The sequence below is a fragment of the Streptomyces sp. NBC_01390 genome (genome assembly GCF_045040105.1).
Classification (GTDB): Bacteria; Actinomycetota; Actinomycetes; order Streptomycetales; family Streptomycetaceae; genus Streptomyces.
Window position 1 is genome coordinate 6438761 of sequence record NZ_CP109551.1, and the last position, 19989, is coordinate 6458749.

Consider the following 19989-nt stretch of genomic DNA (forward strand, 5'->3'; position numbering starts at 1 on the left):
GCGCACTAATTAGGCTCGTGGGATGTCCGACCTACCACTTCGCCCCGAGCCGTGCGTGCCGCAACTGCTGGAAGCCATGCGGGCCGTCGGGACCGGGCTCGGGCCGCATGCCACGCTGGAGCGGATCTGCGCGACGGCCACTGCCCTGGTGGACGCGGGGCATGTGGCCATCCGAGTCCTCGCCGAGGACGGCACGGGCTTCACCGACCTCGTTCACCACGGAGCCGACGAGGAGAGCGTCCGCCAGGTCGAGCCGATCCGGGTGCACGGCGAGGTCTTCGGGAACCTGTACCTCGGTGCCAAGCGCGGCGGAGGGCCCTACACCGAGCACGACCTGACCCTGGTCAGGGTGCTGGCCACCGAGGCGGGCATCGCCATCGGCAACGCCCGTCTGTACGAGGCCGCCCGGCAGCGCGAGCGCTGGATCGACGGGTCCGTGGCCGTGACCACCGCGCTGCTCTCGGGCGGCGACATCGGCGTCTCGCTGCGGATCGTCGCCGAACAGGCACGCCGGCTTTCCGGAGCCGCGGCCGGGATCGTGCTGCTGCCCGCGGACTCGGGCGGTCTGGAGATCGTCGCCGTGGACGCGGAAAGCCCCTCCGGCGCGCTCGGAGTGATCATCCCGCCGGAGAGCGACATCGTCGCCGAACTCCTCGACGGCGAGCCGGTGTTCGTCGCCGACGCGGCCACCGACCCCCGCCTGGCCATCGGCAACGGCCTCACCAGCGACTACGGGCCCACCCTGCTGCTGCCCCTGCAGAGCGACGGCCGCGTCGTCGGCAGCCTCGCCATGCCCCGCGCGCGGGGAGAGCGCGCGTTCACGGAGACGGAGCGCGCGCTCGCCGTCCAGTTCGCCGCACAGGCCGCGCTCGCGCTGATGATGGCCGAGGCCCAGCGCGACCGGGAACGGCTCGCGGTGTACGAGGACCGCGACCGGATCGCCCGTGACCTGCACGACCTCGTCATCCAACGGCTGTTCGCCACCGGGATGATGCTGGAGAGCGCCCAGCGCGGGCCGGTCGCGCCCGAGGTACGGGACGGCGTCGGCAGGGCCGTCGACGAACTCGATGTCACCATCCAGGAGATCCGTACCGCGATCTTCGCGCTCCAGGACGATCCCGGGGAGATCCCGTCCGAGCTGTCCACACGGGTGGAGCGGGAGATCCACATGGCCGCCGTGGCGCTCGGCTTCCAGCCCTCGCTCCGGGTGGTCGGCCCGGTCGACACCGATGTCGGCGAGCTGACCGGCAAAAACCTCGTCGCCGCCCTGCGTGAGGGACTGTCCAACGCCTTCCGTCACGCTGGGGCGTCCCGCATCGATGTGGTGGTCGACGCGAACGCGACCCTGCCGGACGGCCGACGGGGCGTCCGGCTGACCGTCGCCGACGACGGTGTCGGCATCCCCGAGGGCGGCCGGCGCAGCGGCCTCAGGAACCTGAAACGGCGCGCCGAGTCCCTGGGCGGCGACAGCGGTCACGGACCCGGCAGCGGCCCGGCCGGCGCCGGTACGACGGTGACGTGGCAGGCGCCGTACTGAGCCCGTCACAGCCCTTCTTGTGAGCCGTTCGTGGCAACGGGTCCCCCAGGCGTACGACTTGAACAGGCACCGAGGACGGTTTGCGGTACACGATCGCTGACATGGGATCACGTCGCCGCCACCCGCTGCTCGTTCCGGCACTGCTGTGCGCGCTCGCGGTCCTGGTCGCGCGGCCCACGGCGGCTTCGGGCGAAGGCGCGGACCCCGGACCGGACTCCGGTACGGACTCGGGTCTCAGCACCGAGGTGACCCGGCTGTACGCGGATGCCGCCGTGGTGACGAGGCAGTACGAGGCCGGACGGCGCGAGGCCGAGGTGGAGGGCGCCAGAGCCCGGCGGTACGAGGAACTCCTCACCCGGGAACGGCGCGACATCGCCGTCCTGCACGAGGACCTGGGCCGGATCGCACGCGGCCAGTACCGCAGCGGAGGTGGCCTGCCCCTCACCGCGCAGATGCTGCTCGCGGACAGTCCCGACGAGCTGATGCGTGGTCAGCGGGCTGTGTGGCAGGCCGATCTCGCCGTCAACAACGCGATCGACAAGAGCCGGCGCGCGGAGGCCCGGCTCGCCGCCGACGAGGCGAAGGCGGCGGCGCAGTGGCAGACGCTGGAGCGCAGGAACGGCGAACTCGCCGAGCTGAAGCGCTCGATCGAGGCGAAACTCGAAGAGGCCCGCTGGACTCTCCAGGGCCGGGCCGACGCCTCGGTGGCGGCGGGCTCGTGCCGGGGCGCCGTCCGGCTCGACCAGCCGGACCCCGGGACCATGCCGGAATACGTCACGCCCGTGGAGACGTACGAGCTCTCCGCGAGTTTCGGCAGCGGCGGCGACCGATGGGCCAACGGGCACACCGGGCAGGATTTCGCGGTACCGATCGGCACCCCGGTGCGCGCGGTCGGCGCCGGCACGGTGGTGTCGGTGTCCTGCGGAGGCGCCTTCGGCATCGAGATCGTGATCGAGCACGCCGACGGCTACTACACGCAGTACGCGCACCTCGCCGCCATCACCGTCGACCAGGGGCAGCGGGTGACTCCGGGCCAGTGGATCGCCCAGACCGGCACGACCGGCAACTCGACCGGCCCCCACCTGCACTTCGAGGTACGCGTGACACCCGAACTGGGGTCGGGGGTGGACCCGGCGGCGTGGCTGGCGGAGCGCGGGGTGCCGTTGTAGGAGCGGCCCTCGTGCGGCGGCACTCTCAGAGGCGTTCCGCGAGCAGCCGCTCGATCACGACGGCCACCCCGTCCTCGTTGTTGGGCGCGGTCCGTCCCGAGGCCGCCGCGACGACATCGGGATGCGCGTTGCCCATCGCGTACGACCGGCCCGCCCAGGTGAGCATCTCCACATCGTTCGGCATGTCCCCGAAGGCGACGACCTCCTCGGACGAGATGCCCCGCTCGGCGCAGGACAGGGCCAGCGTGCTCGCCTTGGAGACGCCCGGTCCGCTGATCTCCAGCAGGGCGCTGGGGCTGGAGCGGGTGACGGTGGCACGGTCGCCGATCGCGAGCCGGGCGGTGGCGAGGAACACGTCGGGGTCCATCGTGTGGTGGAAGGCGAGGATCTTCAGCACGGGCTCACCGTCGCTCGGGCCGCCCGGGGCCAGCAGCTTCTCGGCGGGTGCCCGGTTGTCCGGCACCTCCATGTGCAGCTTCGGATACTCCGGCTCCTGGTGGAAGCCGTACGTCTGCTCCACGGCGTACACGGTCCCCGGCGCGGCGTCACGCAGCAGGCGTACGGCGTCCAGCGCGTTGTCCCTGGCCAGCTCCCGCACCTTCACGAAACGGTGGGCGCCGGGGCCGCCGTGCAGGTCGACCACCGCTGCGCCGTTGCCGCAGATCGCCAGGCCGTGACCGTGGACGTGCTCGCTGACGACGTCCATCCAGCGGGCCGGACGGCCCGTGACGAAGAAGACCTCGACGCCCGCTGCCTCGGCGGCGGCCAGGGCGGCCACCGTACGCGGGGACACCGACTTGTCGTCGCGCAGCAGTGTGCCGTCGAGGTCGGTGGCGATCAGCCGGATCGGGAGGGCGGCGGCGGGGGTCTCGGGCTCTCTGGTCGCTGAGGTCACCAGCCCATTCTCGCGTATGTCCGCGCCCGGCTGTTCGGCGCTCCGCTCAGGTGAGTGGCCGCCCCGACCGGTGCTGCGTCAGCGAAGCTGCGCCGGTGCCTCCGTGGCGATGCGCTCGAAGACCTGCTCGTCCGCCGCGAAGTAGGAGTCGGGGATGGGCCAGTGGATCACGATCTCGGTGAAGCCCAGCTCCCGGTGCCGGCCCGCGAAGTCGACGAACGCGTCCACCGACTCCAGCGGACGCCCCCGGTCCGGGGTGAACCCGGTGAGCAGGATCCTGTCGAGTCCGCGCATGTCCCGGCCGATCGCGGCGCAGGCGTCGGCCAGCTTCTCGGCCTGTCCGCGCAGGGCCTGGACCGACTGCTCGGGTGTGCCGTTCTCGTACAACCGCGGGTCGCCGGTCGTCACCCAGGCCTGGCCGTACCGTGCGGCGAGCTTCAGCCCGCGCGGTCCGGTGGCGGCCACCGCGAAGGGCAGCCGGGGCCGCTGTACACAGCCCGGGATGTTGCGCACCTCGTGGGCGGAGTAGTAGTCGCCCTGGTACGAGACGCCTTCCTTGCCGTCCTCGGTCAGCAGCTTGTCGAGGAGCGTGACGAACTCGCCGAACCGGTCGGCGCGCTCCCGGGGTGTCCACGAATCCTGGCCCAGGGCAGTGGCGTCGAAGCCGGTGCCGCCCGCGCCGATGCCCAGGGTGATCCGGCCGTTCGACACGTCGTCGAGGGAGATCAGCTCCTTGGCCAGCGTCACCGGGTGCCGGAAGTTGGGCGAGGTCACGAGGGTGCCCAGGCGCAGCCTGTCGGTGACGGCGGCGGCTGCCGTGAGCGTGGGCACGGCGCCGAACCACGGGCCGTCCCGGAAGGTGCGCCAGGACAGGTGGTCGTACGTGTACGCGGTGTGGAAGCCGAGCTGTTCCGCGCGCTCCCAGGCCGAACGCCCGCCCTCGTGCCAACGGCGGTACGGCAGGATGACGGTGCTCAGGTGCAGGCTCATGGTTGAGAGCCTAGGCGCCGTTCATGTTTCACGTGAAACAGTCACCCGGCGGTCGAGGGAACGCTCACCGGATGCGGCTGCTGAGCCATGGGCTGAGGCCGAGCAGCGGGATGTACTCCTTGTACGTGCGGTCGCCGGGCAGCGGTACCACCAGGTGGCGGGTGGGCGGGAAGCGGCGGGCCGCGACGAACGCGAGGCCGTCGTAGACGGAGCGAAGGAAGGCGGGCACGTCGTCGCGCGGAATGTCGTGGCACTCGACGCCCTCGACGGTGATCAGCGCGTCGTCGTCGGGGAAGAGGCGGACGGTCACCCGGGGGACTCCGCCGAACTCGGCGAGCGCCTCGTGCGGGAGCGAGCCGTCCGGGTCCGTGGTGACGCCGATGCCCGCAGCCGTGCGCCGGGAGGTCTGGTCGGCGCCGATGTCGTGGCCGACCTCGATCTCGCGGGAGTACTCGGCGGCGAGGGCGCGCAGGGCGGTGACGGCGGCCTCGGTGCTGGGCAGGTGGTCCATGCCCCCGATCATGCCGGGGCCCGGGGCCCGGGGCCCGGTGCCGTGGGTGGGTCAGCGCGGGCCGGAGAAGCGCAGATAACGCGGTGGTACGGCCTCGGTGAGCCAGACGCCGTTCGCGCTCACGTGGAAGAGGTGACCGTCGCGGTGCATGGCGGCCGAGTCCACGGAGAGCACGACCGGCCGGCCCCGGCGGGCGCCGACCCGGGTCGCGGTCTCACGGTCGGGCGAGAGGTGCACGGCATGCCGGTTCATGGGCCGCAGGCCCTCGTCGCGGATCGCGTCCAGGAAGCGGTCCACCGTGCCGTGGTAGAGGTACGGCGGCGGGGTCGCCGGGGGCAGCCCGAGGTCGACCTCGACACTGTGGCCCTGACTGGCCCGGATCCGGGTGCCGTCGATCGCGAACCGCTTCTTGTCGTTGGCGGCGACCACGTGATCCAGTTCCTCCCGGGTGAACCGGAAGTGGTGAGCCGTGGCAGCCGCGATCAGCGTGTCGATCTCCACCCAGCCGGCCTCGTCGAGCGCGAGCCCGATCCGCTCCGGCTGGTGCCGCAGATGCTTCGACAGGTACTTCGACACCTTCACGGTGCGTCTTTCGTCCATCTCTTTCTCGGTCTCTTTCTCGGTCATCCCCCAAGGGTGCCGGGCGGGACGGGTGTCACGCATTTGATTTTGGTCCGGAGGTTTGATCCACAGCCAAGTCGAGTTATCCACAGGGGAATTGACGAAACTGTGGACAACCCACCACCCCTTTCCCACCTTTGGTCAAGTTGCATATATTTAATACGATTTGAGATTTCTGGTCATAGAGGCGGGTCCATCCGCGCCAGCGCCCTCAACGCCCCCGGCACGAAGCGGGACATGAGATGCGCGCCCCGGGCCTCCGGCGTCACCGGAGCGACCGCCTCGTTGCGCACCACGGCGCGGAGGATGGCCGAAGCGACCTTCTCCGGCGGGTAGTTGCGCAACCCGTACAGCCGGGCCGTCCGCTTCTGCCGGCGGGCCTGCTCCTCCGCGTCGACTCCCGTGAAGCGCGCGGTCGTTGTGATGTTCGTGTTGACGAACCCGGGGCAGATCGCCGAGACACCGATGCCCTGACCCGCCAGTTCGGCGCGCAGGCACTCGCTGAGCATCAGTACCGCGGCCTTCGAAGTGCTGTACGCGGGAAGCGCCTTGGAGGGCTGGAACGCGGCGGCGGACGCGATGTTCACGATGTGGCCGCCCTGCCCGCGCTCGGACATCTGCTTCCCGAAAAGCCGGCAACCGTGGATCACACCCCACAAGTTGACGTCCAGGACCTTCTTCCAGTCCTCCGCGGTCGTGTCGAAGAAGGAGCCGGAGAGGCCGATCCCCGCGTTGTTCACCAGCACGTCCACCACGCCGTACTCGGTGGCGACCCGCTCGGCGAGCTTCTCCATCGCCTGCTCGTCCGAGACGTCGACCACCTCCGACCAGCTCTCCGGGGCGCCGACAAGGAGGGCCAACTCGGCCGTGCGGGCGGCTCCTTCGGCGTCCCGGTCGACGGCCACCACCCGGGCGCCCGCCTCGGCGAGCGCGAAGGCCGTCGCCCGTCCGATGCCGCTGGCAGCCCCGGTGACCAGGACCAGCCGGCCGCCGAAACGCTGTGCGTACTTGCCCGTTGGCGCCGCCGGGAGCTGCCCGGCCTCGTTGGCGGTCACGAACTCACCGATCCAGGCGGCCACCTGGTCGGGCCGGGTGCGCGGGATCCAGTGCTTGGCGTCGATCGTGCGGCGCACCAGCCCGGGCGCCCAGCGCTCCAGTCCGTCGTTCAGCCGCTCGGAGAGGAACGCGTCCCCCAGCGGCGTGATGAGCTGCACAGGCACGTGCGCGTGTGCGTCCGGGCGGGGCCTGCGCAGCCGGGACCGTACGTTGTCCCGGTACAGCCAGAGGCCGTTGGACGCGTCCGTGGGCAGGGAGGCGGTCGGGTAACCGTCCGAGGAGACCTTCTCGTGGCGGGCCAGCACCTTCGGCCAGCGTTTGCCGAGCGGGCCCCGCCAGGCGAGTTCGGGGAGCACCGGCGTGTGCATCGCGTACACGTACCAGGACCTGCGCCCCTGGCCCAGGAGTTGGGCGACCGCGCGCGGGGTGGGCCGCTTCAGGCGTCCCTTCGTCCAGTGGCCGAGGTGGTCGAGGGAGGGCCCGGACATCGACGTGAAGGACGCGATCCGGCCCTCGGTGCGCGCGACGGTGACGAACTCCCAGGACTGCACCGAGCCCCAGTCGTGCCCCACCAGATGCACCGGCCGGTCCGGGCTGACCGCGTCCGCGACGGCCAGGAAGTCGTCGGTCAGCTTCTCCAGGGTGAAACCGCCGCGCAGCGGACGCGGCGCCGACGAACTTCCGTGACCCCGCACGTCGTACAGCACGACGTGAAAGCGGTCGGCGAGCCGCGCGGCGACCTCCGACCACACCTCCTTGGAGTCCGGATAGCCGTGCAGCAGGATCACCGTGGGGTCCGCCGGGTCCCCCGACTCGGCGACGCACAGCTCGATCCCGCCCGTCTGCACCCGGCGCTCACGCGCCCCGTCGATCGTCACTTCGCCTCCGCCCAACGCCGCACGTGCGGCAGATCGTCGTCCAGCCAGAACGCGCTCTCCCGCGGATCCGCGGAGTCCGTGACGACCAGGATCTCCTCGAACTTCGCCCCGGTGCCCCGGAATCCGAGATGCGGCTCGACCGCCCACAGACCCGGCTGCGGCGGATGGTCGGAGAAGCGGTAGGGCGACCACAGGGGTGACCAGCCCTCTCGATGACCGCGCAGCGCGTCGCCCGCCAGCCCCTTCAGGGACTGCGTACCGAACCCGAACACCCTCGGTGACCAGGGCCGTTCCCGTACCCGGTCGACCTTGTGCGCGATCACCCCGAAGGGATACGCGCGATGCCGGTTGGCATAGCCCTGGCGGACCATGAGGCGGTCCACGTCCTCATAGATCTCGCGCAGCGGACGCCGCTCCCGCACCTCGCGCAGGATCAGCTCGCGGTGCGCCTCCAGGTCGGCCATCAGCCTGTCCTGCAGCGGGTTGGCCCCGAGCGAGCCCGAGTAGCCGATGTCCGCCGCGAAACCCCGGTGGACCGGGGCCAGGTCCAGGATGAACGGCATCCCCGGCTCCAGCCGGCGGCCGGTCGGGAAGAACTGGAGGGGGACGCGGAAGTTCACGAACGCCGTGCGGTCCCCGAACCAGGCGAAGGGCAGATGGAACCAGTCCCGTACGCCCCGCTCGCGCAGCCACTCCCGCTGCATCCGGGCCGCTTCGCGCTCGGTGATCCCCGGCTCCAGTCGCGCCGCGACGGCCTCCGCACACTCGTACGCCAGCCGTTGCACCCGCCGGAACCCGGCCAGTTCCCCGGTGCGTCCGCCCATCACCGCCGTCGCCATTGCCGCCGCCCACCGTCCCCATCGACCGCGCTACGTGCCCGTAACTTGACCCTCGCGAATCTGACACTTGTTAGAGCCCGCGTCAACAGTCGAACGCCTGTCTGTGGACAACGGCGCCGTTGTGGACAACCTCGCCGGTTGTTCGACCTGAGGTTGACCCCTACGGGCCCGTACGACTGAAGGTGGATGCGGAGACAGCTCTTCGGGCTGACGACCGGTGTGGTGTGCGCCACTACCGTCGTGGACGTGACTGTGATCGCGACCGAAAGCCTGAGCAAGCGGTTCCCCCGGGTGACCGCGCTCGACCGGCTCTCCATGGACATCGGACCCGGTGTGACCGGACTCGTCGGTGCCAACGGCGCCGGCAAATCCACCCTGATCAAGATCCTGCTGGGTCTGTCTCCCGCCACGGAGGGCCGGGCCAGCGTGCTCGGGCTCGACGTCGCCACCGAGGGCGGCGCGATCCGCGAGCGCGTCGGCTACATGCCGGAGCACGACTGCCTGCCGCCCGACGTCTCGGCCACCGAGTTCGTCGTGCACATGGCGCGCATGTCGGGGCTGCCGCCGGCCGCCGCCCGTGAACGCACCGCGGACACCCTGCGCCACGTCGGCCTGTACGAGGAGCGCTACCGACCCATCGGTGGCTACTCGACCGGCATGAAACAGCGCGTGAAGCTGGCCCAGGCCCTGGTCCACGACCCGCAGCTGGTCTTCCTGGACGAGCCGACCAATGGTCTCGACCCGGTCGGCCGCGACGAGATGCTCGGCCTGATCCGCCGTATCCACACCGACTTCGGCATCTCGGTGCTGGTCACCTCGCACCTGCTCGGCGAGCTGGAGCGTACGTGTGACCACGTGGTGGTCGTCGACGGCGGCAAGCTCCTGCGGTCCAGCTCCACCACGGACTTCACCCAGTCCACGGCCATCCTCGCCATCGAGGTGACCGACACCGACGACCACCCGGACGGCACCACCGCGGTGCGCGACGCGCTCCACGCGCGCGGGGTGGAGACCCACGACGGCAGCGGCCTGCCCGGCGCCGGCCACATCCTGCTGCTCACCGCGCAGGACGAGGACACCTACGACCTCGTACGGGACACGGTCGCCGACCTCGGCCTCGGCCTGGTGCGCATGGAACAGCGCAGGCACCACATCTCCGAGGTCTTCACCGACAGCGACGAACAGCAGAACGCCGCACAGCAGGGCGCCACACCACAGAGCACCGCACAGCACGGCGCGGGAAAGGAGGCGGTCGGCCATGGCGGTTGAGCAGACCCCGGCACAGGCGGGCGCCCAGTCCCGCATCCACAACATCGGCTACCGCTCGTACGACGGCCCGCGCCTGGGCCGGGCGTACGCCCGACGCTCGCTCTACTCGCAGTCCCTGCGCGGCTCCTACGGCCTGGGCCGCTCGGTCAAGTCCAAGGTGTTGCCAATGGTGCTCTTCGCGGTGATGTGCGTGCCCGCGGCCATCATGGTGGCGGTCACGGTCGCGACCAAGGCCCACAAGCTGCCCGTGGAGTACACGAACTACGCGGTCATCATGCAGGCGGTCATCGGCCTGTACGTGGCCTCGCAGGCACCCCAGGCCGTCTCCCGCGACCTGCGCTTCAAGACCGTACCCCTGTACTTCTCGCGGCCGATCGAGACCGCCGACTACGTACGGGCCAAGTTCGCGGCGCTGGCCTCGGCCCTGTTCATCATCACCGCGGTGCCGCTGATCGTGCTCTACGCGGGCGCCCTGCTGGCCAAGCTCGACTTCACCGACCAGACCAAGGGATTCCTGCAGGGGCTCGTCTCCGTGGCACTGCTCTCGCTGCTGTTCGCCGGTATCGGCCTCGTCATCTCGGCCGTCACCCCGCGCCGCGGCTTCGGCATCGCGGCGGTCATCGCCGTACTGACCATCTCCTACGGGGCGGTCTCCACGCTCCAGGCCATCGCCGACGCGCAGGGCAACTCCGGCGCCGTCCCCTGGATCGGCCTCTTCTCGCCCATCACGCTCATCGACGGGGTGCAGACGGCCTTCCTGGGCGCGACGTCCTCCTACCCAGGAGGGGTGGGCCCCGGCGCCGGCGAAGGTGTGGTCTTCCTCCTCGCCGTCCTGGGTCTCGTCGCAGGCTGCTACGGCCTTCTGATGCGCCGCTACCGAAAGGTCGGACTGTGACCACGCTCAACATCGACCATGTCTCGCGCTGGTTCGGCAACGTGGTGGCGGTCAACGACATCACCATGACGATCGGCCCCGGAGTCACCGGCCTCCTCGGCCCCAACGGCGCCGGAAAGTCCACCCTCATCAACATGATGGGCGGCTTCCTGGCCCCCTCCACCGGCACCGTCACCCTCGACGGACAGCCCGTGTGGCGCAACGAGCAGATCTACCAGCACATCGGCATCGTCCCCGAGCGCGAGGCGATGTACGACTTCCTCACTGGCAAGGAATTCGTCGTCGCCAACGCCGAGTTGCACGGACTGGGCGCCAAGGCGGCACAGCGGGCGCTCGCCACGGTCGAGATGGAGTACGCGCAGGACCGCAAGATCTCGACGTACTCCAAGGGCATGCGCCAGCGCGTGAAGATGGCGAGCGCGCTCGTCCACGACCCGTCGCTCCTCCTGCTCGACGAGCCCTTCAACGGCATGGACCCGCGCCAGCGCATGCAGCTCATGGACCTGCTGCGCCGCATGGGCGCCGAGGGCCGCACGGTCCTGTTCTCCTCGCACATCCTCGAAGAGGTCGAGCAGTTGGCGGCCCACATCGAGGTGGTCGTCGCCGGACGGCACGCGGCCAGCGGTGACTTCCGCCGGATCCGCCGCCTGATGACCGACCGCCCGCACCGCTACCTCGTCCGCTCCAGCGACGACCGGGCGCTGGCCGCCGCCCTGATCGCCGACCCGTCGACCTCCGGTATCGAAGTGGACCTCGCGGAGGGCGCGTTGCGCATCCAGGCCGTCGACTTCGGCCGCTTCACCGCCCTGCTGCCCCGCGTCGCCCGCGATCACGGCATCCGGCTGCTCACGGTCTCGCCGTCCGACGAGTCCCTCGAATCCGTGTTCTCGTATCTCGTCGCCGCGTAGGAGGCCGAAAATGTACGACCCCACAGTCGCCCGGCTCACCTACCGGGCCCTGCTCGGCCGCCGCCGGGCCCTCATCCTCGGGGCGCTGCCCCTGCTGCTGATCGTGATCGCCGTCGCCGTACGCGGCCTCGTCGGCGCCGACGACCAGACGGCGGCGGACGTGCTGGGCGGACTCGCCCTCGCCACGATGGTGCCGCTCATCGGCGTCATCGCGGGCACCGGCGCGATCGGCCCGGAGATCGACGACGGCTCCGTCGTCTACCTGCTCTCGAAGCCGCTCAAGCGATCCAAGATCATCTACACCAAGCTGATCGTCGCGATCGGCGTCACCATGGTGTTCTCGGCCGTACCGACGTTCGTCGCGGGCCTCATCCTCAACGGCAACGGCCAGCAGGTCGCCGTCGCCTACACGGTCGCCGCACTGGTCGCCTCCATCGCCTACGCCGCGCTCTTCCTGCTGCTCGGCACGGTGTCCCGGCACGCGGTGGTCTTCGGGCTCGTCTACGCCCTGGTCTGGGAGGCCCTGTTCGGCTCGCTGGTGCCCGGGGCGCGCACACTGAGCGTCCAGCAGTGGGCACTTGCCGTCGGCCACAAGGTCACGGGCGGCGACCTGGTCACCTCGGACGTCGGCCTGACCACAGCGACGGTCCTGCTGATCGCGGTCACCGTCCTCGCCACCTGGTACGCCGGACAGAAGCTGCGCACGCTGACGCCGACCGGCGAGGAGTAGACGGAAAACCGGAAGCCCGGGTACGCGCGGTCTCCTGACAGGGACTTGACGCGTGTCCGGGCACACTGGACAAACGGGGTCACAGGGCAAGGAGGACGGGGATGGCAGGGGACGGGGACATCTGGGACGAGCTGGTCCTGGACGAGGACTTCATACGCTCTGCCGAAACCGCCGAACCGTCCGCCCGCGCCCGGATGCTGACGACGCGGTGGCGGAACAAGGCTCCCGAGCCGCAGCCCTGGCGGTCGGACGAACCCCCGGCGGGCTGGTTCTTCAGCAAGTCGCGTCGCCGCAGGTGGCGCCGTAAGTAGCGCGTCCGGCCGGCCCGACAACTCGGTCACCAGTTTTATTCGGTGGCGTCCGACTCCGCGTACGGGCACAGTGGTTGTGTCCAGTACGCCGGATCTGTCCGATGTGGCAGTTCCGGTGACCTGGAGTCGGGTTCTGGGAGCGGAGCCGGGTCGACGCCGATGCACGGCGGTCCGCGCGGCTTCCTTCAGGGCAGCCCGTTGCGGGTTCCGTAGGAGTCACTACCTCCGGCGGCCCCGTTCAGCGGGGGGAGCTGCCCGGGGCGGCCACTTCGAGCGCGCGAGTCACTCGCGCGGGCCGCCCTCCCAGGCCCCCGGCCCTGAGTCGGGCGAGGGCCCCTGAGGCGGGCGGGACTACGCGAGCAAGCGCTCCAGCACGACCGCGATGCCGTCCTCGTCGTTCGACGACGTCACCTCGTCGGCCACCGCCCGCAGTTCGGCGTGGGCGTTCGCCATCGCCACCCCGCGGGCCGCCCAGGTGAACATCGGGATGTCGTTGGGCATGTCGCCGAACGCGATCGTGTCCGCGGGCTTCAGGCCCAGCCTGCGGGCTGCCAGGGACAGGCCCTTCGCCTTGGACAGGCCCAGGGGGAGGAGTTCGACTATCCCCTCGCCGGCCATGGTGACCGTGACGAAACCGCCCGCGGTCCGGGTGGCGACCTCGGTGAGCTCGTCGGACGACAGGGTCGGGTGCTGGACGTAGATCTTGCTCAGTGGCTCGGCCCACAGCTGCGACGGGTCCGTGAGCGGGAGGACGGGCAGCGAGCCCACGCCTGTGTAGCCCGGCCCGACCATCACCTCGCCGTCGATGCCCGCCCGGCTCGCCGCCAGGAACAGCGGCCCGACCTCCGCCTCGATCTTCGCCAGCGCCAGCGAGGCCAGCTGCCGGTCCAGGGTGATCGACGTCAGCAGACGATGCGCCCCGACGTCGTACACCTGTGCGCCCTGGCCGCAGACCGCGAGTCCCTCGTAGCCGAGTTCGTCGAGGATGTGGCGCGTCCAGCGCACCCCGCGTCCGGTGACGACGATGTGCGCGGCGCCCGCCGCGGTGGCCGCGGCGAGTGCCTCACGGGTGCGCGCCGAGACCGAGTCGTCGGAGCGCAGAAGCGTTCCGTCGAGATCGGTCGCGACGAGTCGGTAGGGAAACGACCCAGCGGCGTCGGTCACTTGGCGACCGGCTCCAGCAGCTCCCGGCCGCCGAGATACGGGCGCAGCACCTCGGGTACGCGCACCGAGCCGTCGGCCAGCTGGTGGTTCTCCAGGATCGCCACGATCGTGCGTGGTACGGCGCACAGCGTGCCGTTCAGGGTCGCGAGCGGCTGGACCCTGTTCTTGCCGTCACTGGTGTCGCGCATCCGCACGGACAGGCGGCGGGCCTGGAAGCCGTCGCAGTTGGAGGCCGAGGTCAGCTCTCGGTACTTGCCCTGGGTCGGGATCCACGCCTCGCAGTCGAACTTGCGCGAGGCGGACGAACCCAGGTCGCCGGAGGCCACGTCGATGACCTGGAAGGGCAGTTCGAGGGCGGTCAGCCACTGCTTCTCCCAGTCGAGGAGACGCTGGTGCTCGTTCTCCGCGTCCGCCGGGTCGACGTACGAGAACATCTCGACCTTGTCGAACTGGTGCACGCGGAAGATGCCCCGGGTGTCCTTGCCGTAGGTGCCGGCCTCGCGGCGGAAGCACGGCGAGAAGCCGGCGTAGCGCATCGGCAGCTTGTCGGCGTCGAGGATCTCGTCCATGTGGTACGCGGCGAGGGGGACCTCGGAGGTGCCGACCAGGTAGTAGTCGTCCTTCTCCAGGTGGTACACGTTCTCCGCGGCCTGGCCGAGGAAGCCGGTGCCCTCCATCGCGCGCGGGCGGACCAGCGCGGGGGTCAGCATCGGGACGAAGCCGGCCTCCGTGGCCTGCGCGATCGCCGCGTTGACGAGGGCGAGTTCGAGGAGCGCGCCGACGCCGGTGAGGTAGTAGAAGCGCGAGCCGGACACCTTGGCGCCGCGCTCGACGTCGATGGCGCCCAGCGCCTCGCCCAGCTCCAGGTGGTCCTTGGGCTCGAAGCCCTCGGCGCCGAAGTCGCGGATCGTGCCGTGCGTCTCCAGGACGACGAAGTCCTCCTCGCCGCCGACCGGGACGTCCGGGTGGACCAGGTTGCCGAGCTGGAGCAGGAGCTTCTTGGCCTCCTCGTCCGCCTCGTGCTGTTCGGCGTCGGCCGCCTTGACGTCGGCGGCGAGCTGCCCGGCCTTCGCCAGCAGCTCGGCCTTCTCGTCGCCGGAGGCCCTGGGGATCAGCTTGCCGAGCGACTTCTGCTCGGAACGCAGCTCGTCGAAGCGGGCGCCGGACGACCTGCGCCGCTCGTCGGCGGACAGGAGAGCGTCGACGAGCGCGACGTCCTCTCCACGGGCGCGCTGCGAAGCGCGCACACGGTCGGGGTCCTCACGAAGCAGGCGAAGGTCAATCACCCTCCAAGGCTACCGGTGCGTGGTTGGCACTCACGACTCGGTATTTCCATACGCACCCTGTGTCGCCATTTGCCCTAAATGTCGATCTTTCCCGGGGGCGTCAAAGAAAAGGCGTCCAGATTCCCTGAAAGGGTCAGGCGGTAGCGTCCGGTTGACCCGAATCCCTTGCGGAGAAGGGGACTTGGGGGCGGGGTCGTCCACAGTAATCCACACCCGCGCAAAGTTATCCACAGGCTGTGCGAAAGATCTGTGGATTACGGAAGTGATCGTTTCGAAAGGTGTCCACGAGATGACCAATTCCCGAAGCAAACCACCCTCACGCCCACTTTCGGGTGGATATGCGTAACCCCGGGGAGTTACACCAGGGAAACGAGTGGACGAAGGGTGGCATGCCGGACTGTGGACGGGCCGGCGGCCTGTAGGGAGATTTGTCGACAGACTGGCGTTCCGTTGTCGACTTGTCCCCAGGTCGAGAAGCCAGCCTGTGGATAACTTCTGTGGATAACGGAAATCGGCTGGTAGGACCGGCCGATTGCGCCGGGGACCGGCTAGAAGCGGCCGTCCTGGCAGCGCGCCACCCAGTCGGCGGCCGTCACGAACTCCTCGTCGGACGTCCCCGGCAGGGGAGCACGGACGTCCTCCACGCCGATGTCCGCACGTGGGTACGAGCCCAGGTACCGCACCTTGAGACAGATCCGCCGGAGCCCCATGAGCGCCTCGGCGACCTTCCGGTCGGAGATATGGCCCTCGGCGTCGATGGCGAAGCAGTAGTTGCCGATGCCCTGCCCGGTCGGCCGGGACTGGAGCAGCATCAGGTTGACGCCCCGTACCGCGAACTCGCCCAGCAGATCGCGCAGTCCACCGGGGTGGTCGTCGCGCTGCCAGATGACCACGGACGTCTTGTCCGCGCCGGTCGGCGCGGCGGGCCGGGCGGGCCTGCCCACCAGGACGAACCGCGTCTGCGCGTTCTCCGCGTCGTGGATACCGGTCTCCAGCGCGGTGAGGCCGTACCTGGCGGCGGCGAACTCGCCCGCGAAGGCAGCGTCGAAGCGGCCCTCCTGCACCAGCCGGGCACCGTCCGCGTTCGAGGCGGACGACTCCCAGACCACATCCGGGAGGTTGATCTTCATCCAGTTGCGGATCTGCGACTGCGCGGCCGGATGCGCGGTGACGGTCTTGATCTCCGACAGCTGGGTGCCCGGCCGGACCAGCAGCGCGAAGGTGATCGACAGCAGCACCTCGCGGTAGATCATCAGCGGGGAGCCCGCGACCAGCTCGTCGAGCGTGGTGGTGATACCGCCCTCGACGGAGTTCTCGATCGGCACGAACGCGGCCTCGACCTCACCGCTGCGCACCGCGTCGAGCGTGGCCGGCACGGACACCATCGGAATCAGCTCCCGGGTGGCCGTCTCGGGAAGCGTGCGCAGGGCAACCTCGGTGAAGGTGCCCTCGGGGCCGAGATACGCGTAGCTGGCTGACATGCGTCTCACCCTAATGGCCCTTGCCGAACCCGGCGCACGCTTCCCCGACCAGTCGCCCCAGGGGGTGACACCGGCCCCGGACACCACCCGGAGGCCCCCGGCGCCGCCGCGTCACCCCTCCAGCAACCGCTGCCCCACGTACTCCCCCTCGGCCGCCCCGCCCGGGACCGCGAACAGGCCGCTCGACTCGTGCCGGATGAACTTCGACAGCGCGTCGCCCCGGTCGAGCTTGCGCTGGACGGGAACGAACCCGCGCAGCGGATCGGCCTGCCAGCAGACGAAGAGGAGCCCCGCGTCGGGCGTACCGTCCGCGCCGATCCCGTCGTGGAAGGAGAACGGGCGCCGCAGGATGGCCGCGCCGCCGTTCTCGTCGGGGCGGGTGATCCGGGAGTGGGCGTTGATGGGGACCACCAGATCGCCGTTGGCGTCGACCTTCTCCAGGTCCATCGCGGTCGTCTCGGTCCCGCCGCTCAGTGGCGCCCCGTCAGCCTTCCGCCGCCCGACGACGTCCTCCTGCTGCTTGACCGACAGCTGCTCCCAGTCGTCGAGAAGCATGCGGATTTGGCGTACGACGGCATAGGAGCCGTTCGCCATCCAGGACGGTTCGCCGGTGGCGGGGACGAAGATGCGCTTGTCGAAGTCGGCCTCGGACGGCTTCGGATTGCGGGTGCCGTCGATCTGCCCCATCAGGTTGCGGGCGGTCATCGGCTGGGCGGTGGCGCCCGGCGACCGGTTGAAGCCGTTCATCTGCCAGCGGACCCGGGCGGCGCTGCCCGCGTCCTTCTGGATCGCGCGCAGGGCGTGGAAGGCGACCAAGGCGTCGTTGGCGCCGATCTGCACCCACAGATCGCCGTTGCTGCGGGCCTTGTCGAGGTGGTCGGAGGAGAACTCGGGCAGCGGGTCGAGCGCGACCGGGCGCTGCTTCTCCAGCCCGGTGCGGGCGAAGAAGCCGTACCCGAAGCCGAAGGTGACCGTCAGGGACGACGGGCCCGCGTCCCGGGCGACATCCGTGTCGTCGTGCGCGGCGGCCTCGCCTGCCATGAGCCGCTGGGCGGTGTCGGACCAGCGGCGCAGCAGCGCGGCGGCCTCCTTGCGCCCCGCGCCCGCCGCCAGGTCGAAGGCGACGAGATGGCCGCAGGACTGGAGGCCATCGGTGATGCCGGCCTGATGTTTCACGTGAAACTTTGCCATGTCCGCGCCCACCGAAGTGAGCGCCGGGGACTGGCCGGAGGCCTCGGCGGAGGAGCCGGAGTCGGAGGAGCCGACGGCATAGCCGGTGGCCCCGCCCGCCGCGCCGAGCGCGAGCCCGGTGGCACCGGCGGTGCCGAGCAGCCGCCGACGCGAGATGTTCTGCGTGGCGTTCTTCGCGGAGCTCCCGTCGGCGTCGCCCACGGGGTTCTCCCCACTGGTTTCCTTGGTGGACTGGTCAGCCATGGTGCGGTTCAGCCGATCTGCGCGTTCTTGTCGACGGTCACTTGGTCGATGTCGGAGGTCCGCACGGTCACGGCGATCTTCCAGTCGCCGGCCATGGGGATCTGGACCGCGTTCGCCGTCCAGTGGCCTGTCGTGAGGTGGTCCGGGTTCACGGTCAGCGGCCCGAGGTTCTTGGCGGTGAGGGTGAAGGCGACCTTCACCTCGGGCACGTCGAACGCTCTGCCGTTGGGCCGTTCCACGTACACGTGCATGACGTTGCCGCCGACGCGGGCGGGGTTGATGTCGAGCCGGACGACGCCCTTGCCGTCCTGGCCACCGGTGTCGAAGGGCATGTCCAGGGTCAGCGCGCCGGCCCCTTCCGAGTCCGAGGAGGAAGAGGACGACGAGGCGGAGGACGCGGCGGTGGCGGCCTTGGCGTCCTCCTCTGTACGGCCCGGTTCGGTGGACGTCAGCACGGTCGTGACGGCGAGCAGGACGACGGCGACGCCCGCCTCGGCGAGCACCGAGCGACGCAGCCCCGAGCGCAGCGGGTCGGCGTTGCGCAGCCGTTTCACCTTCGCGGTGTCGACGGCGGCCCGCTGCCGGGCGAGCTGGGCGGCCCGCTTGGCGTCCGAGCCTCCGACGGCCGAGGCGCCGACCGGTTCCTTCTCGGTGTCGACGGCGGCCTCGACCTCGGTGTCCGCCGCTGCCGTGGTCGCGGGGGTCTCCGGCAGCTGGGAGGTCCAGCGGCGCGAGACGTAGGCGATGCCGACGAGGACGATCACCAGGCCGATCTTGACGAGCAGCAGCTGTCCGTACGACGTGTCGGTGAACGCCGACCAGGAGCCGAGCTGGCGCCACGACTGGTAGATGCCGGTCGCGACGAGTGCCAGCACGCTGCCGAAGGCGACGCGGGAGAAGCGCCGTACGGCCGAACCCTCGATCGGGGTGTCCGCGGGCGCCCGGAACAGGGCGACCAGGAGTGCCGAGAGCCCGCCGAGCCAGACGGCGACGGCCACCAGGTGGATGACGTCGACGGGCATCGCGATGTTGGGCTGGAGGCCGGTGGAGGCGTGTTCGGCCAGCGCCCAGGTGGCAGCCAGCCCGATCGCCACGACCCCGCCGCCGATGGCGAGCCCGAAGGTGAGGTCCCGTCTGGCGGAGCCGTCGTCGGGCTCGGTGCCGGGCTCGTCCCCGGTCTCGGTCGCGTCTGCCTCGTCGTCCTCGGGCCTGGCGTACGCCCCGAAGAGGACGGCGATGAACAGCGCGCCGGCCGCGAGCAGCAGCAGCCGGGAGACGAGGGCGGCGCCCGTCTTGGTCTGCAGGACGTCGCCGAGCAGGCCCAGGTCGAAGATGTCGCCGACCTTGCCGGAGCCCGTGTACGAGCCGCGCATCAGCAGCAGCGCGAGGGTGGCCGCGGTCATCGCGAGCCATCCGGAGACGACGAGCCGCTGCAGCGCCCGTACGCCGGAGCCCCGCTGCCAGCAGGCGAGCACGAAGGCGGCGCCGCCGACCATGACGATGAAGCCCGCGTACGAGACGTACCGGCCGAAGCCGTAGAGGGCGCCGACGACTCCGCCGCCCGCCGTCTGGTCGGAGACCGAGACGGAGGTGACGGAGGGGGCGCCGATGGAGAAGGTGAAGGCGCCGGCGACGGGGTGGCTGTCCGCCGAGACGACCTGGTAGGCGACGGTGAACGTGCCGTCTGGCAGGCCGGAGTGGAGCGGCACGGCGTAGGTCGTGCCGTTCAGCTCGGTCGCCTTGCCGGTGTCGACGCGCTTGCCCTTGGGGTCGAGCACGCGGAACGCGCCGTCGGACAGCGCGACCTTCTCGGAGAAGGTCAGCGTCACCTGGGTCGGGGCCTTGGCGACCACCACACCCTGCTGTGGCGAGCTGCCGGTGAGCGCGGCGTGTGCGGAGGCCGGCGCCGCGCCGGCCAGTCCGGTGAGCAGCGCGGCGGCCACCACGAGAAACAGCAGCACCAGGGGCCGCACGCGGGGGGCGATGGTCTGTGTCACGGTGATCCCTCCCTCGGT

At 70.6% G+C, this 19989-nt stretch carries 18 protein-coding genes; 7 read left to right on the forward strand and 11 right to left on the reverse strand.

What is annotated here, in order from left to right; translation table 11 throughout:
• Positions 1-22: 22 nt before the first annotated feature.
• Entirely contained in the window at positions 23-1537 is a 1515-nt protein-coding gene (locus OG241_RS28950) for a GAF domain-containing protein (RefSeq protein ID WP_405819268.1), read from the forward strand.
• Positions 1538-1638: 101 nt separating this feature from the next.
• Positions 1639-2706 (forward strand): M23 family metallopeptidase, encoded by a 1068-nt coding sequence (locus OG241_RS28955; protein WP_405819269.1) that lies wholly within the window; start codon positions 1639-1641, stop codon positions 2704-2706.
• Between the two features lie 25 nt (positions 2707-2731).
• Here OG241_RS28955 and OG241_RS28960 read toward each other — a convergent pair whose 3' ends face one another.
• The 6 genes from OG241_RS28960 to OG241_RS28985 form a co-directional block, all read right to left on the reverse strand.
• Positions 2732-3601, reverse strand: coding sequence for a Cof-type HAD-IIB family hydrolase (locus OG241_RS28960; protein ID WP_044473829.1), 870 nt, complete (start codon positions 3599-3601; stop codon positions 2732-2734).
• A gap of 78 nt (positions 3602-3679) precedes the next feature.
• The gene (locus OG241_RS28965; RefSeq protein ID WP_405819272.1) at positions 3680-4591 is read right to left on the reverse strand and encodes an LLM class flavin-dependent oxidoreductase; all 912 of its coding nucleotides are present in this window, start codon (positions 4589-4591) and stop codon (positions 3680-3682) included.
• A 64-nt stretch (positions 4592-4655) separates the two neighbouring features.
• A complete protein-coding gene (locus tag OG241_RS28970) occupies positions 4656-5114 on the reverse strand; it encodes a hypothetical protein (RefSeq protein WP_405819273.1) in 459 nt (152 codons plus the stop codon).
• Positions 5115-5153: 39 nt separating this feature from the next.
• Positions 5154-5702: an RNA 2'-phosphotransferase gene (locus tag OG241_RS28975; protein WP_405826473.1), complete on the reverse strand. Its 549-nt coding sequence runs from the start codon at positions 5700-5702 to the stop codon at positions 5154-5156.
• Positions 5703-5902: 200 nt separating this feature from the next.
• On the reverse strand, positions 5903-7657 hold the full coding sequence (locus OG241_RS28980; RefSeq protein WP_405819275.1) for an SDR family oxidoreductase: 1755 nt from the start codon (positions 7655-7657) through the stop codon (positions 5903-5905).
• Positions 7654-8496, reverse strand: coding sequence for a M24 family metallopeptidase (locus tag OG241_RS28985; RefSeq protein WP_405819277.1), 843 nt, complete (start codon positions 8494-8496; stop codon positions 7654-7656). The genes OG241_RS28980 and OG241_RS28985 overlap by 4 nt, the downstream gene beginning before the upstream one ends.
• A 252-nt stretch (positions 8497-8748) precedes the next feature.
• Here OG241_RS28985 and OG241_RS28990 point away from each other — a divergent pair, with 252 nt between their 5' ends.
• The 5 genes from OG241_RS28990 (at position 8749) to OG241_RS29010 (ending at position 12609) form a co-directional block, all read left to right on the forward strand.
• Positions 8749-9765, forward strand: coding sequence for an ABC transporter ATP-binding protein (locus tag OG241_RS28990; RefSeq protein WP_405826475.1), 1017 nt, complete (start codon positions 8749-8751; stop codon positions 9763-9765).
• The gene (locus OG241_RS28995; RefSeq protein ID WP_405819279.1) at positions 9755-10660 is read left to right on the forward strand and encodes an ABC transporter permease subunit; all 906 of its coding nucleotides are present in this window, start codon (positions 9755-9757) and stop codon (positions 10658-10660) included. Before OG241_RS28990 ends, OG241_RS28995 begins: the two co-directional genes overlap by 11 nt.
• Positions 10657-11568, forward strand: a complete 912-nt coding sequence (locus tag OG241_RS29000) for an ABC transporter ATP-binding protein (RefSeq protein ID WP_405819281.1) — start codon at positions 10657-10659, stop codon at positions 11566-11568. The genes OG241_RS28995 and OG241_RS29000 overlap by 4 nt, the downstream gene beginning before the upstream one ends.
• A 10-nt stretch (positions 11569-11578) precedes the next feature.
• On the forward strand, positions 11579-12298 hold the full coding sequence (locus OG241_RS29005) for an ABC transporter permease subunit (protein ID WP_405819283.1): 720 nt from the start codon (positions 11579-11581) through the stop codon (positions 12296-12298).
• A gap of 101 nt (positions 12299-12399) precedes the next feature.
• Positions 12400-12609, forward strand: coding sequence for a hypothetical protein (locus OG241_RS29010; RefSeq protein ID WP_405819284.1), 210 nt, complete (start codon positions 12400-12402; stop codon positions 12607-12609).
• A 351-nt stretch (positions 12610-12960) separates the two neighbouring features.
• Here OG241_RS29010 and OG241_RS29015 read toward each other — a convergent pair whose 3' ends face one another.
• The 5 genes from OG241_RS29015 to OG241_RS29035 all read right to left on the reverse strand — a co-directional run bounded on the left by OG241_RS29015 (position 12961) and on the right by OG241_RS29035 (position 19971).
• Entirely contained in the window at positions 12961-13773 is an 813-nt protein-coding gene (locus OG241_RS29015; protein WP_405819286.1) for an HAD family hydrolase, read from the reverse strand.
• A complete protein-coding gene (gene serS, locus OG241_RS29020) occupies positions 13770-15059 on the reverse strand; it encodes a serine--tRNA ligase (protein ID WP_405819287.1) in 1290 nt (429 codons plus the stop codon). The genes OG241_RS29015 and serS overlap by 4 nt, the downstream gene beginning before the upstream one ends.
• 548 nt (positions 15060-15607) lie before the next feature.
• Positions 15608-16540 (reverse strand): prephenate dehydratase, encoded by a 933-nt coding sequence (gene pheA, locus OG241_RS29025; protein WP_405819289.1) that lies wholly within the window; start codon positions 16538-16540, stop codon positions 15608-15610.
• 111 nt (positions 16541-16651) lie between these two features.
• On the reverse strand, positions 16652-17974 hold the full coding sequence (gene efeB, locus OG241_RS29030; RefSeq protein ID WP_405819291.1) for an iron uptake transporter deferrochelatase/peroxidase subunit: 1323 nt from the start codon (positions 17972-17974) through the stop codon (positions 16652-16654).
• 8 nt (positions 17975-17982) lie between these two features.
• A complete protein-coding gene (locus OG241_RS29035) occupies positions 17983-19971 on the reverse strand; it encodes a copper resistance CopC/CopD family protein (RefSeq protein ID WP_405819293.1) in 1989 nt (662 codons plus the stop codon).
• Between the last annotated feature and the right edge of the window lie 18 nt (positions 19972-19989).

What these genes read in the sequence shown, in the direction of transcription:
- OG241_RS28965 (WP_405819272.1), bottom strand. Translation starts at nt 4,591, where the DNA reads ATGAGCCTGCACCTGAGCACCGTCATCCTGCCGTACCGCCGTTGGCAC.
- OG241_RS29005 (WP_405819283.1), top strand. Translation starts at nt 11,579, where the DNA reads ATGTACGACCCCACAGTCGCCCGGCTCACCTACCGGGCCCTGCTCGGC.
- OG241_RS28975 (WP_405826473.1), bottom strand. Translation starts at nt 5,702, where the DNA reads ATGGACGAAAGACGCACCGTGAAGGTGTCGAAGTACCTGTCGAAGCAT.
- efeB (WP_405819291.1), bottom strand. Translation starts at nt 17,974, where the DNA reads ATGGCTGACCAGTCCACCAAGGAAACCAGTGGGGAGAACCCCGTGGGC.
- OG241_RS28950 (WP_405819268.1), top strand. Translation starts at nt 23, where the DNA reads ATGTCCGACCTACCACTTCGCCCCGAGCCGTGCGTGCCGCAACTGCTG.
- OG241_RS29010 (WP_405819284.1), top strand. Translation starts at nt 12,400, where the DNA reads ATGGCAGGGGACGGGGACATCTGGGACGAGCTGGTCCTGGACGAGGAC.
- OG241_RS28970 (WP_405819273.1), bottom strand. Translation starts at nt 5,114, where the DNA reads ATGATCGGGGGCATGGACCACCTGCCCAGCACCGAGGCCGCCGTCACC.
- OG241_RS28955 (WP_405819269.1), top strand. Translation starts at nt 1,639, where the DNA reads ATGGGATCACGTCGCCGCCACCCGCTGCTCGTTCCGGCACTGCTGTGC.
- pheA (WP_405819289.1), bottom strand. Translation starts at nt 16,540, where the DNA reads ATGTCAGCCAGCTACGCGTATCTCGGCCCCGAGGGCACCTTCACCGAG.
- OG241_RS28995 (WP_405819279.1), top strand. Translation starts at nt 9,755, where the DNA reads ATGGCGGTTGAGCAGACCCCGGCACAGGCGGGCGCCCAGTCCCGCATC.
- OG241_RS28985 (WP_405819277.1), bottom strand. Translation starts at nt 8,496, where the DNA reads ATGGCGACGGCGGTGATGGGCGGACGCACCGGGGAACTGGCCGGGTTC.